Source organism: Mycobacterium sp. shizuoka-1, assembly GCF_002723835.1.
Taxonomy (GTDB): domain Bacteria; phylum Actinomycetota; class Actinomycetes; order Mycobacteriales; family Mycobacteriaceae; genus Mycobacterium.
In genome coordinates this window covers 39,191-57,044 of sequence record NZ_BEWG01000026.1, presented here as the reverse complement: position 1 = coordinate 57,044, position 17,854 = coordinate 39,191, and the positions used below count along the sequence as shown (strand labels likewise).

Here is a 17,854-nt window from a genome sequence, read left to right as displayed (position 1 = left end):
GCTCCTGCCCTCCGGATCTAGCGGCCCGCTAGCGCGCTTCGAGGTCGCCTTCGGTTTCCAGCAGCACCTGGCGCAGGGCATCCAGGGTGGCCGGGTCGGGCTGTTCCCACATGCCGCGGCCGACGGCCTCGAGCAGTCGCTCCGACATGCCATGCAGCGCCCACGGATTCGACTCGTTCATGAACTTGCGGTTCTCCGGGTCCAGCACGTAGGCCTCGGTGAGTTGCTCGTACATCCAGTCCGCCATCACGCCCGCGGTGGCGTCGTACCCGAACAGATAGTCCACCGTCGCGGCCATCTCGAAGGCGCCCTTGTAGCCGTGCCTGCGCATCGCGGCCATCCAGCGCGGGTTGACCACCCGGGCCCGGAACACGCGGGTGGTCTCCTCCGACAGGGTGCGGGTGCGCACCGCGTCGGGGCGGGTGTTGTCGCCGATGTAGGCCGCGGGCGCCTGCCCGGTCAGCGCGCGAACGGTGGCGACCATGCCGCCGTGGTACTGGAAGTAGTCGTCGGAGTCGGCGATGTCGTGCTCGCGGGAGTCGGTGTTCTTGGCGGCCACCACGATTCGGCGATACTGCATCGACATGTCCTCGGCCGCCGGCCTGCCGTCGAGTTCGCGACCGTAGGCGAACCCGCCCCAGGCGGTGTAGACCTCGGCGAGGTCGGCGTCGTCGCGCCAGTTTCGGCTGTCGATCAGCTGCAGCAGGCCCGCCCCGTAGGTGCCGGGTTTGGAACCGAAGATGCGTGTGGTGGCCCGTCTCTCGTCGCCGTGCTCGGCCAGGTCGACCTGGGCGTGGGCGCGGACGTAGTTCTGATCGGCCGGTTCGTCGAGCCCGGCGACCAACCGCACCGCGTCGTCGAGCATCGTCACGACATGCGGGAAGGCGTCCCGGAAGAATCCCGAGATCCGCACGGTCACGTCGATGCGCGGCCGGTCCAGTTCGGCGAGTGTGATGGCCTCCAGGTCGACGACGCGGCGGGAGGCGTCGTCCCACACCGGTCGGACGCCCAGCAGGGCAAGGACTTCGGCGATGTCATCGCCCGAGGTGCGCATTGCCGAGGTGCCCCACACCGAGAGCCCGACCGACCTCGGCCAGTCCCCGTGGTCGGCGCGGTAGCGCTCCAGCAGCGAATCCGCCATGGCCACACCGGTTTCCCAGGCCAACCGGGACGGGACGGCCTTGGGGTCCACCGAATAGAAGTTGCGCCCGGTGGGCAGCACGTTGATCAGGCCGCGCAGCGGCGAACCGGATGGCCCGGCCGCGATGAACCGACCCTCCAATGCCCGCAGCACCTGCTCGATCTCGGCGGCCGTACCCGCCAGCCGCGGCACCACCTCGGTGGCGGCGAACCGCAGGATCGCCGCGACACCCTCGTCGTCGGTCAGCTCCGCAACGCGCTCGGCGTCCCAGCCGGTGGCCTGCAGCCCGGCCAGCAGGGCCCGGGCTCGCTGCTCGGCGGCGTCGACCTCGGCCCGGTCGGCGCTGCCGTCCTCGGCCAGCCCGAGGGCCTGACGCAGCCCGGGCAGGTGTTGCTCACCGGCAAAGAGCTGCCGGGCCCGCAGAATCGCCAGCACCAGGTCCAGCTCGGCCTCGCCGGCCGGGGCAGCCCCGAGAATGTGCAGGCCGTCGCGGATCTGGACGTCCTTGATCTCGCAGAGCCAGCCGTCGACGTGCAGCAGCATGTCGTCGAACGAGTCGTCCTCCGGGCGCTCGGCCAGGCCCAGATCGTGGTCCATCTTGGCCGCGCGCATCAGCGTCCAGATCTGCTGGCGGATGGCAGGCAGCTTGCCCGGGTCCAGGGCGGCGATGTTGGCGTGTTCGTCGAGCAACTGTTCGAGCCGGGCGATGTCACCGTAGCTCTCCGCCCGCGCCATCGGCGGGATCAGATGGTCGACCAGGGTGGCGTGCGCGCGCCGCTTGGCCTGGGTGCCCTCCCCCGGGTCGTTGACCAGGAACGGGTAGATCAGCGGCAGATCGCCCAGCGCGGCATCGGGCCCGCAGGCCGCCGACATGCCGACCGTCTTGCCGGGCAGCCATTCCAGGTTGCCGTGCTTGCCCAGGTGCACCGCCGCGTGCGCACCGAAACCGTGCCGCACCCACAGGTAGGTGGCCAGGTAGTGATGGCTGGGTGGCAGGTCGGGGTCGTGATAGATCGCCACCGGGTTCTCCCCGAATCCGCGGGGCGGCTGAACCAGGATCACGATGTTGCCGGATTGGATTGCGGCGACCACGATTTCGCCGTCGGGATCGCGGCTGCGGTCGACGTAGAGTTCGCCCGGCGGCGGACCCCAGTGCGCGACCATGGCCTCGGTGAGCTCGGCAGGCAGCGTCGCGAACCATTCACGGTATTGCCCGGCGGGGATCCGGATCGGGTTGCCCGCCAACTGGCCCTCGGTCAGCCAATCCGGGTCCTGACCGCCGCGTTCGATGAGTGCGTGCATGAGTGCATCGCCATCGCCGGAGGCCATAATCCGGCCGAGGCCGGATGCGTCATCATCGCCGATCTGGAAGCCGGCGTCGCGCAATGCCTGCAGCAGCGCGATCGCGCTGGCCGGGGTGTCCAGCCCGACGGCGTTGCCGATCCGGGAATGCTTGGTCGGATAGGCCGAGAACACCAGGGCCAACCGCTTGTCGGCCGGCGCGACACTGCGCAAGGTGGCGTACTTGACGGCCAGCCCGGCCACCCGGGCACACCGCTCGGGGTCGGGCACATAGGAGATCAGGCCGTCGGAGTCGATCTCTTTGAACGAGAACGGGACCGTGATGATCCGGCCGTCGAACTCCGGAACGGCCACCTGCGTGGCCACGTCGAGCGGGCTCAGGCCGTCGTCGTTGTCCGACCAAGTGGCCCGAGAGCTGGTCAGGCACAACCCCTGTAAGATCGGGACATCAAGGGCGGCAAGGTGTTTGACGTTCCAGTTGTCGTCGTCATGACCGGCCCCCGCGGTCGCCGGGCGGGCGCCGCCCGCGGCCAGCACGGTGACCACCATCGCGTCGGCGGTGGCCAGCAGCTCCAGCAGTTCGGGTTCAGGGGTACGCAACGAGGTGCAGTACACCGGAAGCGGGCGACCGCCGGCCGCCCTGATCGCGGTACACATGGCACGGATGTAATCGGTGTTGCCGGCCAGCTGCTGGGCCCGGTAGAACAGCACCGCGATCGTGGGACGGGGATCGGTCCCGGCTTCCAGCCCGCAGCCGTCGCACCCCTCGCACCGCGGCTCCAGCACACCCCAGGCCGGAGTGGCCGACGGCGGGCTGAAACCGAATCCGGTCATCAGCAGGGTGTCGGAGAGGAACGAATGTAGGTTCCGCATGTTTTCTGTCCCGCCCTGGGCCAGATAGATGTGGGTCTGCATGGCGATGCCCGCGGGCACCGTGGACCGTTCCATCAAGTCGGCGTCGGGCGCCTGCTCCCCGCTCACCACGACCGTCGGCCTGCCACTGGCCACCACCGCGTCGATACCGTCCTGCCAGGCCCGATAGCCACCCAGCAGGCGGATCACCACCACGTCGGCGCCCTCGAGCAGCTCGGCCAGCTCACCGTCGATCAGCCGCGCCGGGTTGGCCCACCGGTAATCAGCCCCGCTGGCGCGGGCGGTGATCAGGTCGGTGTCCGACGTCGAGAGCAGCAGAACGGTTCCAGGCACCCACCATTCGTACCGTATGGGCACCTCGTCGCCCTATTCGGATCGCGGCCAGCACAAGGGTGTACACGGCCACGACGCGCCGTGACCATCGAGGTCATGTCCCTTTCTTCTCCCGAAGTCTCCAAGCTCGGCGCCCACATCGGCGCGGTGGTCTCCGGTGTCCGTCTGGGCGGCGACCTCCCGCCCGGCACCGTCGACGCGATCCGGGCGGCGCTGCTCGACCACAAGGTCCTGTTCTTCCGCGACCAGCATCACCTGGACGACCACAGCCAGGTGGCGTTCGCCGGGCTGCTCGGGGTGCCGACGATCGCGCACCCCACCGTGACCTCCCGCGGGGACACCGTGCTGCCGATCGATTCGCGCTACGACAAGGCCAACGCCTGGCACTCCGACGTCACCTTCGTCGACCGGGTGCCCAAGGCGTCGCTGCTGCGGGCGCTCACCCTGCCCGCCTACGGCGGGAGCACGGTGTGGGCGTCCACCGAAGCCGCGTACGACCAGTTGCCCCCGGCGTTGCGCGCGCTGGCCGACAGCCTGTGGGCCACCCACACCAACCTCTACGACTACGGCGCCGGCCAGGCCGAGAACGCAGATGTGCTCACGGCCGAAACCCGGCAATACCGGGCCGAATTCGTCTCGTCCTATTACGAGACCGAGCATCCGGTGGTGCGGGTACACCCCGAGACCGGTAGGCGGGTGCTGGTGCTCGGCAACTTCGTCAAGCGGTTCGTCGGCTTGGGCAGCAGCGAGTCGGCCAGCCTGTATGCCCTGCTGCAGAACCGCATCACCCGGCTGGAGAACACCGTCCGATGGAGTTGGCGGGTCGGCGATGTCGCGGTGTGGGACAACCGGGCCACCCAGCACTACGGCGTGGCCGACTACGACGACCAGCCGCGCTTGCTGCGGCGGGTGACACTGGCCGGTGACGTCCCGGTGGACATCCACGGCGTCGCCAGCCGGGTGGTCGCCGGCGATGCCTCGCACTACTCCGACGTGGTGGCTCCCGATGTGGTTGCCGCGCAGGCGGTTACGGTCGGCTAGCTAGTCGGCGGCGGGAAACGCGCTCAACGCCACCGCGATAGCCACCACGACCGCCACCGGGGCCAGCAGCGGCAGCCACGGCCAACCGGCCGGCACCGTGCCGGCCAGGATCCCGACCGCGGCGAATCCGGCGATCCCCACCGCCGTGGGGCGGGTCAGCGCCGCGTGAGTGAGCACCAGGTACGCCGCGGCGCACACCCCGGCCACCGCGGCCGGCACCGGTTGCGGGTCGCTCAGTGCGACCGCGCAGATCGCCGCCAGCACCGCGGCGGTGGCCGCCGGCCGCCAGAACAGCCCGGCCACCACCGCGAGCAGCGCCACCACCGATGCGAGCAGGCCCGCGGTGTCGGCCCCGACGACCGCAGCGCCGGTCATCAGCACCCCGAACGCCGCACCCACCAGCCGCCGGGAGGTCATGACGGGCGCCGACCCCGGTCGGGCACCAGACTCATCGCCTGGTCCAGGGTGACGTCGGCCGGCCAGGCCACCACGTCCACACCGATCACCGACATGTCGCGGTACATGGCCGCGCGCTGCAGCGCCCACATCCGCTCGAGGACCGGGTCGGGGCCGTCGTCAAACGGCCACCCCACGAGCACGTCGACCGCCACCACGGGGTGGCCGCGCTTGCAGAGGTTGATCAACGCGAGCGCAAACTCGGTGTCCAGCATCGTCGAGAACGCCACCACGACCGCGCCGGGTGGCACGGCGGCGCGCGGCGCCAATGTGCCTGCGGTCTGCTGGTATTCGCTGCCGACGCCGAGCGCGGCATCGAGCACGCGATAGAACTGGCGACGGCCGATGTCGGCCCCCAGCCACCGGGGCCTTCGGCCACCGAGCCCGACGATGCCGGCCCGGTCGCCGTTGCGCAACGCCGTCTGGACCACCTGGGTGGCGCCGCGCAAGGCCCGCTCGGTGACCGCGGTGGCCGGGCCGGCCGGTTGTGCGCTCAGGTCGATCAGCACCACCACGTCGGCGGCCCGGTCGGTCAGCCGCTCGGTGACGTGCAGGCTGCCCCGGCGGGCGCTGACCGCCCAATTCACCGTGCGCAGCTGATCACCCGGCAGATAGGGACGGATATCGGCGAACTCGACACCGGGGCCGAGGTGCCGGGTCAGGTGGGTGCCGAGGCGGTCGGGCAGTTCGGTGCGCGCAAGGCCGGTCGGTTGCGGCGGCGTCACCGGGAACACGAACAGGTCGGCGACGTCCACGGTCGCCGTGCCGGTCAGCAGTCCACCGGCCGCGCTCAGCCGCACCCGGGTGCGCAGCGGATAGCGGCCCCACCGGGCCGCTTCGGCGGACACCGTCGTGCCGGCCTGCTCGCTCGCGATCACCTCGGTGTGCAGTCCCGGCACCGGACACACGGTCAGGGTGGCCGTGGCGTCCGCGTATTCGCCGACCAGTTCGGTACTCAGCTGCACCCGCTCGTTCTCAAAACAACGGGTGATCTCGGGGCGGCCGAGCACCGAGACCGCCGACGGTCTGCGCTGCCAGCCGATCGAGGCCAGCACCCCGAGCATCGGCGCCACGAACGCCACCAGTTGCCACCGCGACCCGATCACCGCCACCGCCAGCGCGATCCCGGCGCAGGTGGCGATCGCCCGGGTCAATGGTGATGCACGCCAACGCAATACCGCCTCGGTGTGCCGTTCGCGACCCAGCGGTGCGGCGGCCATCAGGGCCGCTGTCCGTGGGCCCGCGGCACCGGCAGTCGGCGCAGTAGTTGTTCGATCACATCGGAGCCGTGCACACTACGCACCCACATCTCCGGGCGCAGGCTGATCCGGTGGGCGATCGCAGGCACCGCAAGAGCCTTGACGTCCTCGGGGATCACGTAGTCGCGGCCGGACACCAGCGCGCGGGCGCGGGCGAGCTGCACCAGGTCGAGCTCGGCGCGTGGGCTGGCGCCGACGGCTACCTGCGGGTGGCTGCGGGTGGCGGTCGCCAGCGACACCACGTAGTGCAGGACGTCGTCGTGCACCGAGACCTGTTCGACCGATTCCCGCATCGACAGCAGGTCCTTGGCGTCCACGACCTGGCCGATCGTCGCCTCGGCCGAACCGCGGTCCAGGCGGCGGCGCAACATCGACGCCTCCTGCGCCTCGGAGAGGTAATTCAGCGCGACCTTGACCGCGAACCGGTCGAGCTGAGCCTCGGGCAGCGGATAGGTGCCCTCGTACTCGATCGGGTTGTCGGTGGCCAGGACGACGAACGGGGAAGGCAGCCGGTGGGTTTCGCCGTCGATGCTGACCTGACGTTCGGCCATCGCCTCAAGCAGGGCGGCCTGGGTCTTGGGCGGGGTGCGGTTGATCTCGTCGGCCATCAGCAGATTCGTGAAGATCGGGCCGGGCCGGAATTCGAAACGGCCCGACTGCATGTCGTAGATCGTCGAGCCGAGCAGGTCGGCGGGCAGCAGATCCGGGGTGAACTGCACCCGGGTGAAGCGCAGCCCCAGCGCAGCCGCGAACGACCGCGCGATGAGCGTCTTCCCCATGCCGGGCAGGTCCTCGATCAGCACATGCCCACCGGCGAGCACAGTGGTCAGGATCAGGGTCAACGCGGCGCGTTTGCCGACCACGACGCGCTCGATCTCGTCGAGCACCGCGTCGCAATAGGCGGTCGTCGCCGGTGCCGGCATCGTCATAGGTCTTCCATCCGTCGCAGGATCTCCTCCAGAGCGGCGTACCCGGGAGCGGGGTCGCGGCCGCAGTCGCTGTCGCGCGCCACGTTGTCGGGGTCCACCCAGTTCCACAGCTCGTCGCCGAACACGATGCGCCCGGTCGCCTGTAAGGCCGCCGGCTCGCGCTGGCGGGTGGCGAGCACGAACTCGCGCGCCAGCCGGGGGCGCAGGTGCCGATCCCAGTCCGCCCGGGTGGCGTCGGCCCACTGGACCGTCGACTCCGTGCGGGATCGCCAGCGCCGCAACGCTTCCCCGCGATCATCGGGGTCGGGCTCGTCGGGCCGGGACCGGCCGGCGTCGACGCTGCGCCGGAACGCGAGCAGGACCACCGCGGCCGCCGCCCCCGCGATCGGCAGCACCCACCGGCCGGGGGCCAGGATCAGCGCCAGCACCTCCGCCCCGACGACCAGGACCAGCCCGCCGGCCAGCAGCCGGATCACACCGGGCTCCGCAACTCGTCGAGGACACCGCGAAGCGCCCGCTCGGCGGCTTCGCGGTGTCCCTCGTTCATCACATGGGTGCTGAACCTGGCCTCGGCGAACAGGTTCACCAGTTCGGTGGCGCGCTCGGCGTGGATCGCCTCGTGTGCGACGGCCCGGGCCAGCACCTCCGAGGGGGTGTCGGACTCCTGCGGTGCCGCACCGGGCGCACCGGCCAGCGCGTCCTCCATCGCGGCATAACAGGCGATGATGGCGTCGCGCGGTTCCCGGCGCAGGTCGCCGACCTCGGCCAGGCCGCGTTCGGCGGCCAGGGCCAGCGACCCGGCCCGCGTCGCCGCCGCGTCGGGGCCGGGATCGGCGGCCGCGAGCGGAGTCGGTGTGCGGCCGCGGCGCTCGCGCACCCGAAGCACGACGCCCCCGACCAGCACGACCACCAGCAACACGGCCATCGCGATCACGACCGACCACACCAGGTGCTCGCTGACCGCGCCGGGCTCGGGCGGGCTCGGCGGCGGGCCGGTGTCGCTCCCGGGCGGTGGCGGACCGGCCGGTGCGTCACCCGCGGGTCCGGCAGGCCGATCCGGTCCAGGCTGCGGCAGGCGCCACTGGGCCAGCAGCACCACCACCAGCAGCCAGGCCAGCAAACCGGCCGCGATGATCAGCAGGAAACGCGGGCTGCGCCGGACCCGCGCGCCGGCGCCGCCCGGCACGTCATGGCGGGCGGCGGGGCGCGCCCGGTTGGGTTCGCGCAGCTTGGCCACGATCGACACCACGATCACCAGCAGGCAGGCGATCACCAGCGCCAGCACGCCCAGCAGGCCCGCGGGGCCGGCGGCCGGCCGGGGTTGTTGCGCCGGCTGCGCACCGGGCAGATGACCGCGCAGCGCGATCCCGAGCATCAGCACCAGCGCCACCAGTGCGGCTGCCCGCACTGTGGCTTGCCCGGCGCCGCGCATCGCTATCGCTCGGGGTGCCGGCCCGGTGGCGGCGGGAAGACCTCGGGGAGACTGTTTTTCCCGGCTGCCGACGCCATGGCCCGAACATACGCCCGTACGGTGGACAGGTGGACCGAATGCGCGACGACGACGCCTGCCCCGGAGCGCTGCAGGTGCACCAGGCCGCCGACGGTGCGCTGGCCCGGTTACGGTTGCCCGGCGGGATGATCACCGCGGCGCAGCTGGAAGTGCTGGCGCACACCGCGACCGAGTTCGGCAACGCCACCCTGGAGCTGACGGTGCGGGGCAATCTGCAGCTGCGCGGGGTGCGCGACGCGGCAGCAGTCGCCGAGGCGGTGGCCGCCGCCGGCCTGCTCCCCTCGCCCAGTCACGAGCGGGTGCGCAACATTGTCGCCTCGCCGCTGTCGGGCCGGGTCGGAGGTCTGGCCGACGTGCGGCCCTGGGTCACCGAGCTGGACCGTGCGATCCGGGCCGACCCCGACCTGGCTGGGCTGCCCGGGCGCTTCCTGTTCGGCCTCGACGACGGCCGCGGTGACATCTCCGGGCTGGGTGCCGATGTCGGCGCGCAGGTGCTGCCCGACGGGGTGGCGCTGGTGCTGGCCGGCCGGGACACCGGGATCCGGCTGGACTCGCGTGAGGTGGTCGCGGCGCTGATCACGGTGGCCCGCCGTTTCGTCGAGGTCCGCGGAAAAGCCTGGCGGGTCACCGAATTGGCCGACCCGTCCGTGCTGGTCGCCGATGTCGAACCGTCAGCCTTGCCGGGCGCGAGCTATCCGCCGCTGCTTCGGCCGCCCGTCGGGTGGATCGATCAGGACGACGGCGCCGTCGCGCTGGGTGCGGCGGTCCCGCTGGGTGTGCTCACGGCGCGCCAAGCCGAGTTCGTCGCCGCCATCGACGCGCCGGTGGTGATCACCCCGTGGCGCTCGCTGCTGGTCTGCGATCTGTCCGAGCCGGTTGCCGACACGTCGTTGCGGGTGCTGGCCCCGATGGGGTTGGTGTTCGACGAGAACTCGGCGTGGCTGGACGTGAGTGCCTGCGTGGGCAGTCCTGGCTGCGACAAGTCGCGAGGCGATGTGCGCGCCGAGGCGACCCGGGTGGCCGTCGACGGCGCCGCTGTACGAGCCGGCGCTCACGTCCATTATGTGGGCTGCGAGCGGGCCTGCGGGAGCCCCGCGTCGGCAGAGGTCATCGTCGCGACCGCCGACGGGTTCCACCGGCTCCGATAGGCAGCCCACCGCGCGGGTACGCCGGTGTGATGCGGACGCCGAGGTCATTGGGCAGGATCGTCGATCCCCGCGCCGGACTGGCGTTCGGCGCGTTGTGCATCTCGTTGTCGGCGGTGTTCCTCGATCTGGCCGACACCACCGCCGCCACCGCCAGCGCCGGGCGTTGCATCCTGGCGTGGCCGGTGATCGCCGCCCTGGCCTACCGCGAGAGGCGTTGCGCGGGAGCGCTTTCGCTGCGCAGCTCGGCGTGGGCCGGTTGCTGCGGCGTGCTGTTCGCCGGCGACATGCTGTGGTGGACGCAGGCGATCCGGGAGATCGGGGCCGGGTTGTCCACGGTGTTGGTGAACACCCAGGTGGTCATCGTCCCGCTGCTGGCGTGGGTGGTGGATGCCGAACGGGTGCCGCGCCGTTTTCTGCTGGCTCTGCCGGGGGTGATGCTCGGTGTCGTGCTCACCGGCGGCGTGATCGGCCAGGTTCATCACGGTGACACCGTGCGCGGCACGATCCACGCGATCGCGGCGGCCCTGTGCTACTCGGGTTTCCTGTTCCTGTTGCGCCGCGGCGGCAAGGACGGGTTGCCGGTCCAGACCTATGCCGTGGTGCTCGTGACGGCGGCGGTGAGCGCGGTGGTCGCCGCCCCGTGGTGGGGCGGACTGGATCGGACGCCGTCGTGGTCGACCGTCGGCTGGCTGGTGCTGGTGACCGTGACGGGTCAACTGCTGGGGTGGCTGCTGGTGGCGAAACTGTCGTCGCGGGTCAGCAGCGCGACCAGTTCGGTGCTGCTGTTGCTCACCCCGGTCGGCGCGCTGGCCGCCGGGATGGCCGTGCTCGGCGAACGCCCGTCCGGATGGCAGCTCGCGGGCGCTGTGCTGGTGCTGGCGGCAGCATATGCGGTGGTCGCACGTGGTCGCGACGAGAGCGGGCCGTAGGGTGGGCGGGTGCTCGACTACATTCGCGACGCCGCCGAGATCTACCGGCAGTCGTTTGCGACGATTCGCGCCGAAGCCGATCTGACCTCCTTTCCCGAGGACGTCGCGCGGGTGGTCGTGCGGTTGATCCACACCTGCGGCCAGGTCGACGTCGCCGCTCAGGTGGCGTTCACGCCGGACGTGGTGAAAGCGACGCACGCCGCCCTGTCCGCCGGGGCGCCGATCCTGTGTGACTCGTCGATGGTCGCGGCGGGCATCACCGCCGCCCGGCTGCCCGCGGGCAACGAGGTGGTGTCGCTGGTGGCCGATCCCCGCGCTCCCGAGCTGGCGGCGCGCACCGGCAACACCCGCTCGGCTGCGGGCGTGGAGCTGTGGGCCGACCGGCTGGCCGGGGCCGTCGTGGCGATCGGCAACGCCCCGACCGCCCTGTTCCGGTTGCTGGAGCTGGTCGACGACGGCGTGCCCGCCCCGGTGTCGGTGCTGGGCGGCCCGGTGGGTTTCGTCGGCTCGGCGCAGTCCAAGCAGGAGCTGATCGACCGGCCGCGGGGCATGGAGTACCTGGTGGTGACCGGACGCCGCGGGGGCAGCGCGATGGCCGCGGCCGCGGTGAACGCGATCGCGAGTGAGCGCGAATGAGTACCGGAACGCTCTACGGCGTCGGCCTCGGCCCTGGCGACCCGGAGTTGGTGACGGTCAAGGCCGCCCGCATCATCGGCGCGGCCGACGTGGTGGCCTACCACAGCGCCCGACACGGCCGCAGCATCGCCCGCCGGATCGCCGAGCCGTATCTGCGGGCCGGCCAGATCGAGGAGCACCTGGTCTACCCGGTGACCACCGAGACCACCGAGCACCCCGGCGGCTACGCCGGGGCGATGGAGGACTTCTACCGCGAATCGGCCGAGCGCATCGCGGCCCACCTGGACGCCGGCCGCGACGTCGCCCTGCTGGCCGAGGGCGATCCGCTGTTCTACAGCTCCTACATGCACATGCACACCCGGCTGACCGAGCGGTTCAGCGCGGTGATCATCCCCGGCGTCACGTCGGTGAGCGCAGCGTCCGCGGCCATCTCCACACCCCTGGTAACCGGCGACGAGGTGCTGTCGGTGTTGCCCGGCACGATGGGTGTTCCCGAGCTGGCCCGCCGGCTGGCCGATGCCGACGCCGCAGTGGTGATGAAGCTCGGACGCACGTATCCGCAAGTGCGAGAAGCACTGTCGATGGCGGGCCGGCTCGACGACGCGTTCTACGTCGAACGGGCGAGCACCGATTCGCAGCGGGTGCTGCCCGCCGGTGACGTCGACGCCGAATCGGTGCCCTACTTCTCGCTGGCGATCCTGCCGGGTGGTGAACGAGCCAAGCCAATTACCGGCGGGGTCACGGTGGTGGGTCTCGGGCCCGGTGACGTCGACTGGATGACGCCGCAAAGCCGCCGGGAGCTGGCCATGGCCACCGATCTGATCGGCTACGGACCGTACCTGGACCGGGTGCCGATACGACCCGGGCAGCGCAGGCACCCCAGCGACAACACCGACGAGCCGGCGCGGGCACGGCTGGCCTGCGAGCTGGCCGAGCAGGGCCGTGCGGTGGCCGTGGTGTCCTCCGGCGATCCCGGGGTGTTCGCCATGGCCACCGCGGTGCTGGAGGAGGCCAAGCAGTGGCCGGACGTGTCGGTGCGGGTGATCCCGGCGATGACGGCCGCGCAGGCGGTCGCGAGCCGGGTCGGCGCTCCCCTGGGCCACGACTACGCGGTGATCTCGCTGTCCGACCGGCTCAAGCCGTGGGACGTCATCGCCGCCCGGCTGACGGCGGCGGCCGAGGCGGACCTGGTGCTGGCGATCTACAACCCGGCGTCCAAGAGCCGCACCTGGCAGGTCGCCGCGATGCGGGATCTGCTGCTGGAGCACCGCGAACCGGGGACGCCGGTGGTGATCGGCCGGGACATCTCCGGGCCGCGTGAATCGGTGAAGGTGGTGCGGCTGGGCGATCTGGACCCCGCCGACGTGGACATGCGCTGCCTGCTCATCATCGGGTCGTCGCAGACCCAGTGGTACGGCGACACGGTCTTCACGCCACGGCGCTACCCTCAGTAATTTCTTCAGCCTCATTGGCCACAGCGGTCACAATCAGACGAATTCCGTCGGGGCATCGAACTATTGTTCGAAGAATGGTGGAACTGCTGGACGACGTGCTGATCGCCTGGGTCAAGGCGGCAGCGCAACCGGCGGCCGACATGCCGGCACCCGAATTGCTGGCCGCGCTCGAGCGCATTGAGCGGCTACGACGGCTGCTACCCGCGCTGGAACACACTGTTCTGGCCCAACTCCAGTCGCAGACCTCAGCTGTCGATATGGGCGCGAAGTCCTGGCGTGCGGTCCTGACCCACCGCCTCGGTATCAGCGGCGCCGACGCCACCCGCCGACTGAGCGACGCCGCTGATCTCAGCCCGCGACATTCCCTGACCGGAGAAGCACTTCCACCGGCTCTGCCCGCGACCGCGGCTGCCCAAGGTCGTGGAGAGATAGGTACCGACCACGTGGCAGTGATCCGGTCGTTCATGGATCACCTCCCCGCAGCGGTCGACGGGGCAACCCGCGAGCATGCCGAAGCTCAACTGGGCGGGCTGGCCGGCGGACTCACTCCGGAGGCTTTGCGCAAGCTCGCTCACCAGCTGATGGCGATGATCAACCAGGACGGCATCCTCGACGATGACCGCGACCAGGCGCGCAAACGCGGGATCGTCGTCGGCCCACAACAAGTCGACGGTATGAGCAAGATTTCCGGCTGGGTGAATCCGGAATTGCGAGCGGCTCTGGACGCCACCAACGCGAAGCTCGCCGCCCCGGGTTACTGCAACCCCGACGACGAAACGCCCTGCGTGGATGGCACACCCAGCGAACATCAGATCACCAGCGACGTGCGATCTGCCGCCCAACGCGTCCACGACGCACTCAAGACCGTGTGCATGGCGATGCTGTCTTCTGGACAACTCGGTCAGCACAACGGCCTGCCGGTCACCATCGTCGCCACCACCACGCTGGAACAGCTGACCTCGGCCACCGGGCTGGCTCACACCGGCGGCGGCACATATCTGCCCATGTCGACGGTCATCCGGCTGGCTGCCCGCGCGCACCCCTATCTGACGGTGTTCGAATCACCACGAGAGATCAAGCTCTACTACGGGCGTACCCGCCGAACCGCGAGTCCCGGGCAACGCCTCGCCCTCTATGCGATCGAGCGAGGTTGTACCAAACCGGGTTGCACCGCAGCCGCCTACCACAGCCAAGTCCACCACGCCGTCCGCGACTTTGCCCACGGCGGCAACACCGACATCAACGAACTCACCTTGGCCTGTGGCTGTGACAACCGCATGGTGAACAACGGGCCCACCGGCTGGACCACCCGAAAACGTAGACGAGACAACAGGACCGAATGGATCCCGCCGCCGCACCTCGACCGTGGTCAGACGCGGATCAACCTGTACCACCACCCCGAAGAGCTGCTCTGCTAGAGGGCGACGACCCACTCGGCCGCCTCGTCGACGGTGGTCACGACAGCCACCCCGGCCGGCAGCGCGGGTCGGTCGATCATCACCACCGTCACGCCGAGATCCGCTGCGGCCCGCAGCTTGGCCTCGGTGAGTGCTCCCCCACTGTTTTTGGTGACCAGCACATCGATCCTGTTGTCGCGCAACAGCGCATACTCGTCGTCGTAGCCATACGGCCCACGCGACAACAACACCTCGTGGTGACGTGGCAGCAAGTCGGGATCGGGTGGGGTCACCACTCGGATCAAGAACCAGGCGCTGCTCGTACCGAACGCCGGCACTCCAGATCGGCCGGTGGTCAGAAACACCCGCGAGAAGCCCTGCTCGGCAACGGCTTGCGCGGCCTCGACATCGGAGGCCACCCGTACCGCACCCGCCGGGTCCCACGCCGGACGGGACAGCACCAGGTGCGGCAGATCCAGGTCGGTGCACGCCTGCGCGGCATGGGCGGTCATGGTGGCCGCGAACGGGTGGGTGGCGTCGACGACCGCACCGATCTCATTCTCGCCCAACCACTGTCGCAGGCCCTCGACCCCGCCGAAACCGCCGACGCGGACCGGACCGGCCGGCAACGCCGGGTCGGGCACCCGGCCGGCGAGCGAGCTGACGATGTCATGCTCGGGGTGCAGCCGGGCAGCCAGTGCGCGCGCCTCCCCGGTCCCGCCCAGCAGCAGGATCCGCATCAGTGCCTGCTGCCCCGGGTCCGGCCGGCGGAATACAGGTAGCTGTCGGTGAACCCTTCGGCGGCAAGCACATCGCCGACGATGATCACCGCGGTCTTGGTGATCCCCGCGTCGTGCATCTGTGCGGCGATGTCGGCCACCGTGCCGCGCAGCACGACCTCCTGGGGCCAGCTGGCGAAGGCGACCACCGCGACCGGGGTGTCCGGCCGGTAGCCGCCCTCGATGAGCTGCTGAACGATCGCGTCGATCCGGTGGGCGGCCAGGTGTAGCACCAGCGTGGCGCCGGGCCGGCTCAGGGTGATCAGGTCCTCGCCGTCGGGCATCGCCGTCGACAGCGTCGCGACCCGGCTGAGCGTGACGGTCTGCGCCACCCCGGGAACGGTGAGTTCGCGGCCGAGTGCTGCCGCCGCGGCAGCGAACGCCGGTACCCCGGGGACGATCTCGTAGCCGATGCCGAGTGCGTCGAGATGACGGCATTGCTCGGCCAGCGCGCTGTAGATCGCCGGGTCACCGGAATGTAGCCGCGCCACGTCGAGTCCGGCGGCATCCGCGGCAGCCAGCTCGGCGATGATCTGCTCCAGCGTCAGCGGCCCGGTGTCGACGATCCTGGCGTCCGCGGGGCACAGCGCGAGCAGGTCGTCGGGCATGATCGAACCCGCGTACAGGCACACCGGGCAGCGTTGCAGGATCCGTTGCCCGCGCACGGTGATCAGATCCGCGGCGCCGGGACCGGCACCGATGAAATAGACCGTCACTGCTTGGTCACCACCCACTGGGTGACAGGCATCGCGGGTCGCCACCCGGTGAAGCCGCCGATCGGTTCGCCCGTGTAGTGCTGAAATTTCCGCAGGTCGCCACCCATCCGCGAATACCATTGAGCGAGAACTGCTTCGGATTCGACGGTGACGGCATTGGCCACCAGGCGCCCGCCCACGGGCAGGTGTTCCCAGCACGCGTCCAGCAGACCGGGTGTGGTGAGGCCGCCGCCGATGAAGATCGCCGACGGGCTGGGCACACCGTCGACACCGCCGTCGCGCAGTCGGGCGTCGCCGAATGCTTCAGGCGCTTCGCCGTGCACCTCGATGTCGACGCCGTGCGAGACCGCGTTGAGCCCGACGAACTGGCGGCGTTTCTCGTCGCGCTCGAAGGCGACGGCACTGCAGCCCGGCCAGGCCCGGCACCACTCGACGGCGATGCTGCCGGAACCGGCGCCGACATCCCACAACCGCTCACCGGGCCTGGGCGCCAGCGCGGCCAGGGTCGCCAGACGAATGGGTTGCTTGGTGATCTGCCCGTCGGTGGTGAAGGCGGTGTCGGGCAGCAGCCACACCGGGTCCTCGGGCAGGTAACGGACGGCGATCACGTGCAGGCCATCGATATCGGTAGGGGGGGCGTCGGCCCATTCTCGCGCGGTACCGACGCGCCGGCGTTCGGCTGGGCCGCCGAGCTGCTCGAGCAGGGTCAGTTCGGAATCCCCCCGATTGTGGTTCGACAACGCGATGGCCACCGCTCTCACGTCGGGCGCACCGCTGGACAGCACGACCGCCTGCCCCGCGCGGCGGATCGCGGCACGCGGAGCCGCCGTCATCAGGCTGATCACCTCGGTGTCCTGGACCGACCACCCGAGCCGGGCACAGGCCAGCGTCACGCTCGACACATGCGGCAACACCCGCACCCGGTGGGCGCCGCACAGCCGGATCAGTGAGGCGCCGACGCCGTGCAGCATCGGATCCCCGCTGGCCACCACGTGCACGTCGCCCTCGAAATCGCGCACCGCATACAGGCCGTCCAGGAACGGCCTACCCCATTCCCTGCGTTCGGCCGGAACCGACTCGTCCAGCAGGTCGAGCTGCCGTTGCGCGCCGTAAATGACAGTGGCACGGCGTAATTCGGCAGCAGATTTAGGCGCCAGTCCGGCCATGCCGTCGGCGCCGATACCGACCACGACGATCATCGGGGCATCCTGCGCCAGACGAATCGCGGCGTGATCCGAAACGCGAACGCCAGCAGCGCGAGCGGTGCGGGCACCCACACCGCGCTGCGGCCCTTGCGCAGCGCGCGGGCCGCCGCGTCGGCCACCTGCCCGGGAGTGCTGGACAGCGGTGCGGGCTCCATCCCCGTCGTCATCCGGCCGATCACGAAGCCCGGCCGCACCAGCAGCAGCCGCACCCCACTGCCGTGCAGGGCGTCGGCGAGCCCGCAGGCGAAGGCGTCCAGCCCGGCCTTCGCCGAGCCGTAGACGTAGTTGGCGCGCCGCGCCCGCACACCGGCGATGGACGAGAACACCACGATCGCTCCCCGGCCCGCCGACCGCATCGCCGCCGCCAGGTGGGTCAGCAGGCTGACCTGCGCCACGTAGTCCGTCTGTACGACCGCGACGGCATGCGCGGCGTCGGCCTCCGCGCGGGCCTGATCGCCCAGGATGCCGAACGCCAGCACGGCCGTGCCGATCGGCCCGCGCTCGGCCACCAGCCGCTGCACCAGTGGGCCGTGCGAGGCGAGGTCGTCGGCATCGAATTCGACGGTGTGCACCGCTGCGGCGCCGGCCGCCCGCAGCGCGCGGACCTGATCGTCGAGCTGGTCGGCCCGCCGGGCCGCCAGCACGACGGTCGCCCCGGACGCCAACCGCTCGGCGAGTTCGACACCGATCTCGCTGCGGCCGCCGAAGATCACGACCGGATCCGTGTCATTCACGGCTGTGATTAT

16 protein-coding genes are annotated in these 17,854 nt (G+C 70.8%); 6 read left to right on the top strand and 10 right to left on the bottom strand.

What is annotated here, in order from left to right:
- Positions 1-28: 28 nt before the first annotated feature.
- The gene (gene cobN / locus MSZK_RS09785) at positions 29-3,649 is read right to left on the bottom strand and encodes a cobaltochelatase subunit CobN (RefSeq protein WP_199203272.1); all 3,621 of its coding nucleotides are present in this window, start codon (positions 3,647-3,649) and stop codon (positions 29-31) included.
- A 96-nt stretch (positions 3,650-3,745) separates the two neighbouring features.
- Here cobN and MSZK_RS09780 point away from each other — a divergent pair, with 96 nt between their 5' ends.
- Positions 3,746-4,690, top strand: coding sequence for a TauD/TfdA family dioxygenase (locus tag MSZK_RS09780; protein ID WP_099247366.1), 945 nt, complete (start codon positions 3,746-3,748; stop codon positions 4,688-4,690).
- Here MSZK_RS09780 and MSZK_RS09775 read toward each other — a convergent pair whose 3' ends face one another.
- From MSZK_RS09775 to MSZK_RS09755, 5 genes are read right to left on the bottom strand one after another with little or no spacing between them, the layout of a single operon-like run.
- Positions 4,691-5,107, bottom strand: a complete 417-nt coding sequence (locus MSZK_RS09775) for a hypothetical protein (RefSeq protein WP_099247332.1) — start codon at positions 5,105-5,107, stop codon at positions 4,691-4,693.
- Positions 5,104-6,366, bottom strand: coding sequence for a DUF58 domain-containing protein (locus MSZK_RS09770; protein WP_099247330.1), 1,263 nt, complete (start codon positions 6,364-6,366; stop codon positions 5,104-5,106). The genes MSZK_RS09775 and MSZK_RS09770 overlap by 4 nt, the downstream gene beginning before the upstream one ends.
- Positions 6,366-7,334 carry a MoxR family ATPase gene (locus tag MSZK_RS09765; RefSeq protein WP_099247328.1) on the bottom strand — a complete coding sequence of 323 codons (969 nt, stop codon included), beginning with the start codon at positions 7,332-7,334 and terminating at the stop codon, positions 6,366-6,368. Before MSZK_RS09765 ends, MSZK_RS09770 begins: the two co-directional genes overlap by 1 nt.
- On the bottom strand, positions 7,331-7,810 hold the full coding sequence (locus MSZK_RS09760; protein WP_099247326.1) for a hypothetical protein: 480 nt from the start codon (positions 7,808-7,810) through the stop codon (positions 7,331-7,333). Before MSZK_RS09760 ends, MSZK_RS09765 begins: the two co-directional genes overlap by 4 nt.
- Complete coding sequence (locus MSZK_RS09755; RefSeq protein ID WP_233211206.1) at positions 7,807-8,742, bottom strand: DUF4129 domain-containing protein; 936 nt, start codon at positions 8,740-8,742, stop codon at positions 7,807-7,809. Before MSZK_RS09755 ends, MSZK_RS09760 begins: the two co-directional genes overlap by 4 nt.
- Before the next feature lie 140 nt (positions 8,743-8,882).
- On the opposite strand from MSZK_RS09755, the gene cobG reads away from it, so the two are divergent.
- From cobG to MSZK_RS09730, 5 genes are all read left to right on the top strand, one after another.
- A complete protein-coding gene (gene cobG, locus MSZK_RS09750) occupies positions 8,883-9,992 on the top strand; it encodes a precorrin-3B synthase (protein ID WP_371411313.1) in 1,110 nt (369 codons plus the stop codon).
- Positions 9,993-10,021: 29 nt separating this feature from the next.
- On the top strand, positions 10,022-10,921 hold the full coding sequence (locus MSZK_RS09745; protein ID WP_099247320.1) for a DMT family transporter: 900 nt from the start codon (positions 10,022-10,024) through the stop codon (positions 10,919-10,921).
- A 9-nt stretch (positions 10,922-10,930) separates the two neighbouring features.
- Positions 10,931-11,557 (top strand): precorrin-8X methylmutase, encoded by a 627-nt coding sequence (locus tag MSZK_RS09740; protein WP_099247319.1) that lies wholly within the window; start codon positions 10,931-10,933, stop codon positions 11,555-11,557.
- Positions 11,554-13,011: a precorrin-2 C(20)-methyltransferase gene (locus MSZK_RS09735; protein ID WP_099247318.1), complete on the top strand. Its 1,458-nt coding sequence runs from the start codon at positions 11,554-11,556 to the stop codon at positions 13,009-13,011. Before MSZK_RS09740 ends, MSZK_RS09735 begins: the two co-directional genes overlap by 4 nt.
- A 74-nt stretch (positions 13,012-13,085) precedes the next feature.
- On the top strand, positions 13,086-14,429 hold the full coding sequence (locus tag MSZK_RS09730; RefSeq protein ID WP_099247317.1) for an HNH endonuclease signature motif containing protein: 1,344 nt from the start codon (positions 13,086-13,088) through the stop codon (positions 14,427-14,429).
- Here the strand turns inward: MSZK_RS09730 and MSZK_RS09725 are convergent.
- From MSZK_RS09725 to MSZK_RS09710, 4 genes are read right to left on the bottom strand one after another with little or no spacing between them, the layout of a single operon-like run.
- Entirely contained in the window at positions 14,426-15,148 is a 723-nt protein-coding gene (locus tag MSZK_RS09725) for a cobalt-precorrin-6A reductase (protein ID WP_099247316.1), read from the bottom strand. The two genes, MSZK_RS09730 and MSZK_RS09725, sit on opposite strands and share 4 nt — an antisense overlap.
- The gene (gene cobM / locus MSZK_RS09720; protein ID WP_099247315.1) at positions 15,148-15,903 is read right to left on the bottom strand and encodes a precorrin-4 C(11)-methyltransferase; all 756 of its coding nucleotides are present in this window, start codon (positions 15,901-15,903) and stop codon (positions 15,148-15,150) included. The genes MSZK_RS09725 and cobM overlap by 1 nt, the downstream gene beginning before the upstream one ends.
- Entirely contained in the window at positions 15,900-17,102 is a 1,203-nt protein-coding gene (cbiE, locus tag MSZK_RS09715) for a precorrin-6y C5,15-methyltransferase (decarboxylating) subunit CbiE (protein WP_099247314.1), read from the bottom strand. Before cbiE ends, cobM begins: the two co-directional genes overlap by 4 nt.
- Positions 17,099-17,842, bottom strand: coding sequence for an SDR family NAD(P)-dependent oxidoreductase (locus MSZK_RS09710; RefSeq protein ID WP_099247313.1), 744 nt, complete (start codon positions 17,840-17,842; stop codon positions 17,099-17,101). Before MSZK_RS09710 ends, cbiE begins: the two co-directional genes overlap by 4 nt.
- Positions 17,843-17,854 lie beyond the last annotated feature (12 nt).

Bases quoted from the DNA above. Each gene is read 5' to 3' on its own strand.
- cbiE (WP_099247314.1), bottom strand. From the start codon at position 17,102: ATGATCGTCGTGGTCGGTATCGGCGCCGACGGCATGGCCGGACTGGCG.
- MSZK_RS09770 (WP_099247330.1), bottom strand. From the start codon at position 6,366: ATGGCCGCCGCACCGCTGGGTCGCGAACGGCACACCGAGGCGGTATTG.
- MSZK_RS09725 (WP_099247316.1), bottom strand. From the start codon at position 15,148: ATGCGGATCCTGCTGCTGGGCGGGACCGGGGAGGCGCGCGCACTGGCT.
- MSZK_RS09730 (WP_099247317.1), top strand. From the start codon at position 13,086: ATGGTGGAACTGCTGGACGACGTGCTGATCGCCTGGGTCAAGGCGGCA.
- MSZK_RS09765 (WP_099247328.1), bottom strand. From the start codon at position 7,334: ATGACGATGCCGGCACCGGCGACGACCGCCTATTGCGACGCGGTGCTC.
- MSZK_RS09735 (WP_099247318.1), top strand. From the start codon at position 11,554: ATGAGTACCGGAACGCTCTACGGCGTCGGCCTCGGCCCTGGCGACCCG.
- cobG (WP_371411313.1), top strand. From the start codon at position 8,883: ATGCGCGACGACGACGCCTGCCCCGGAGCGCTGCAGGTGCACCAGGCC.
- MSZK_RS09780 (WP_099247366.1), top strand. From the start codon at position 3,746: ATGTCCCTTTCTTCTCCCGAAGTCTCCAAGCTCGGCGCCCACATCGGC.
- MSZK_RS09775 (WP_099247332.1), bottom strand. From the start codon at position 5,107: ATGACCTCCCGGCGGCTGGTGGGTGCGGCGTTCGGGGTGCTGATGACC.
- MSZK_RS09745 (WP_099247320.1), top strand. From the start codon at position 10,022: ATGCGGACGCCGAGGTCATTGGGCAGGATCGTCGATCCCCGCGCCGGA.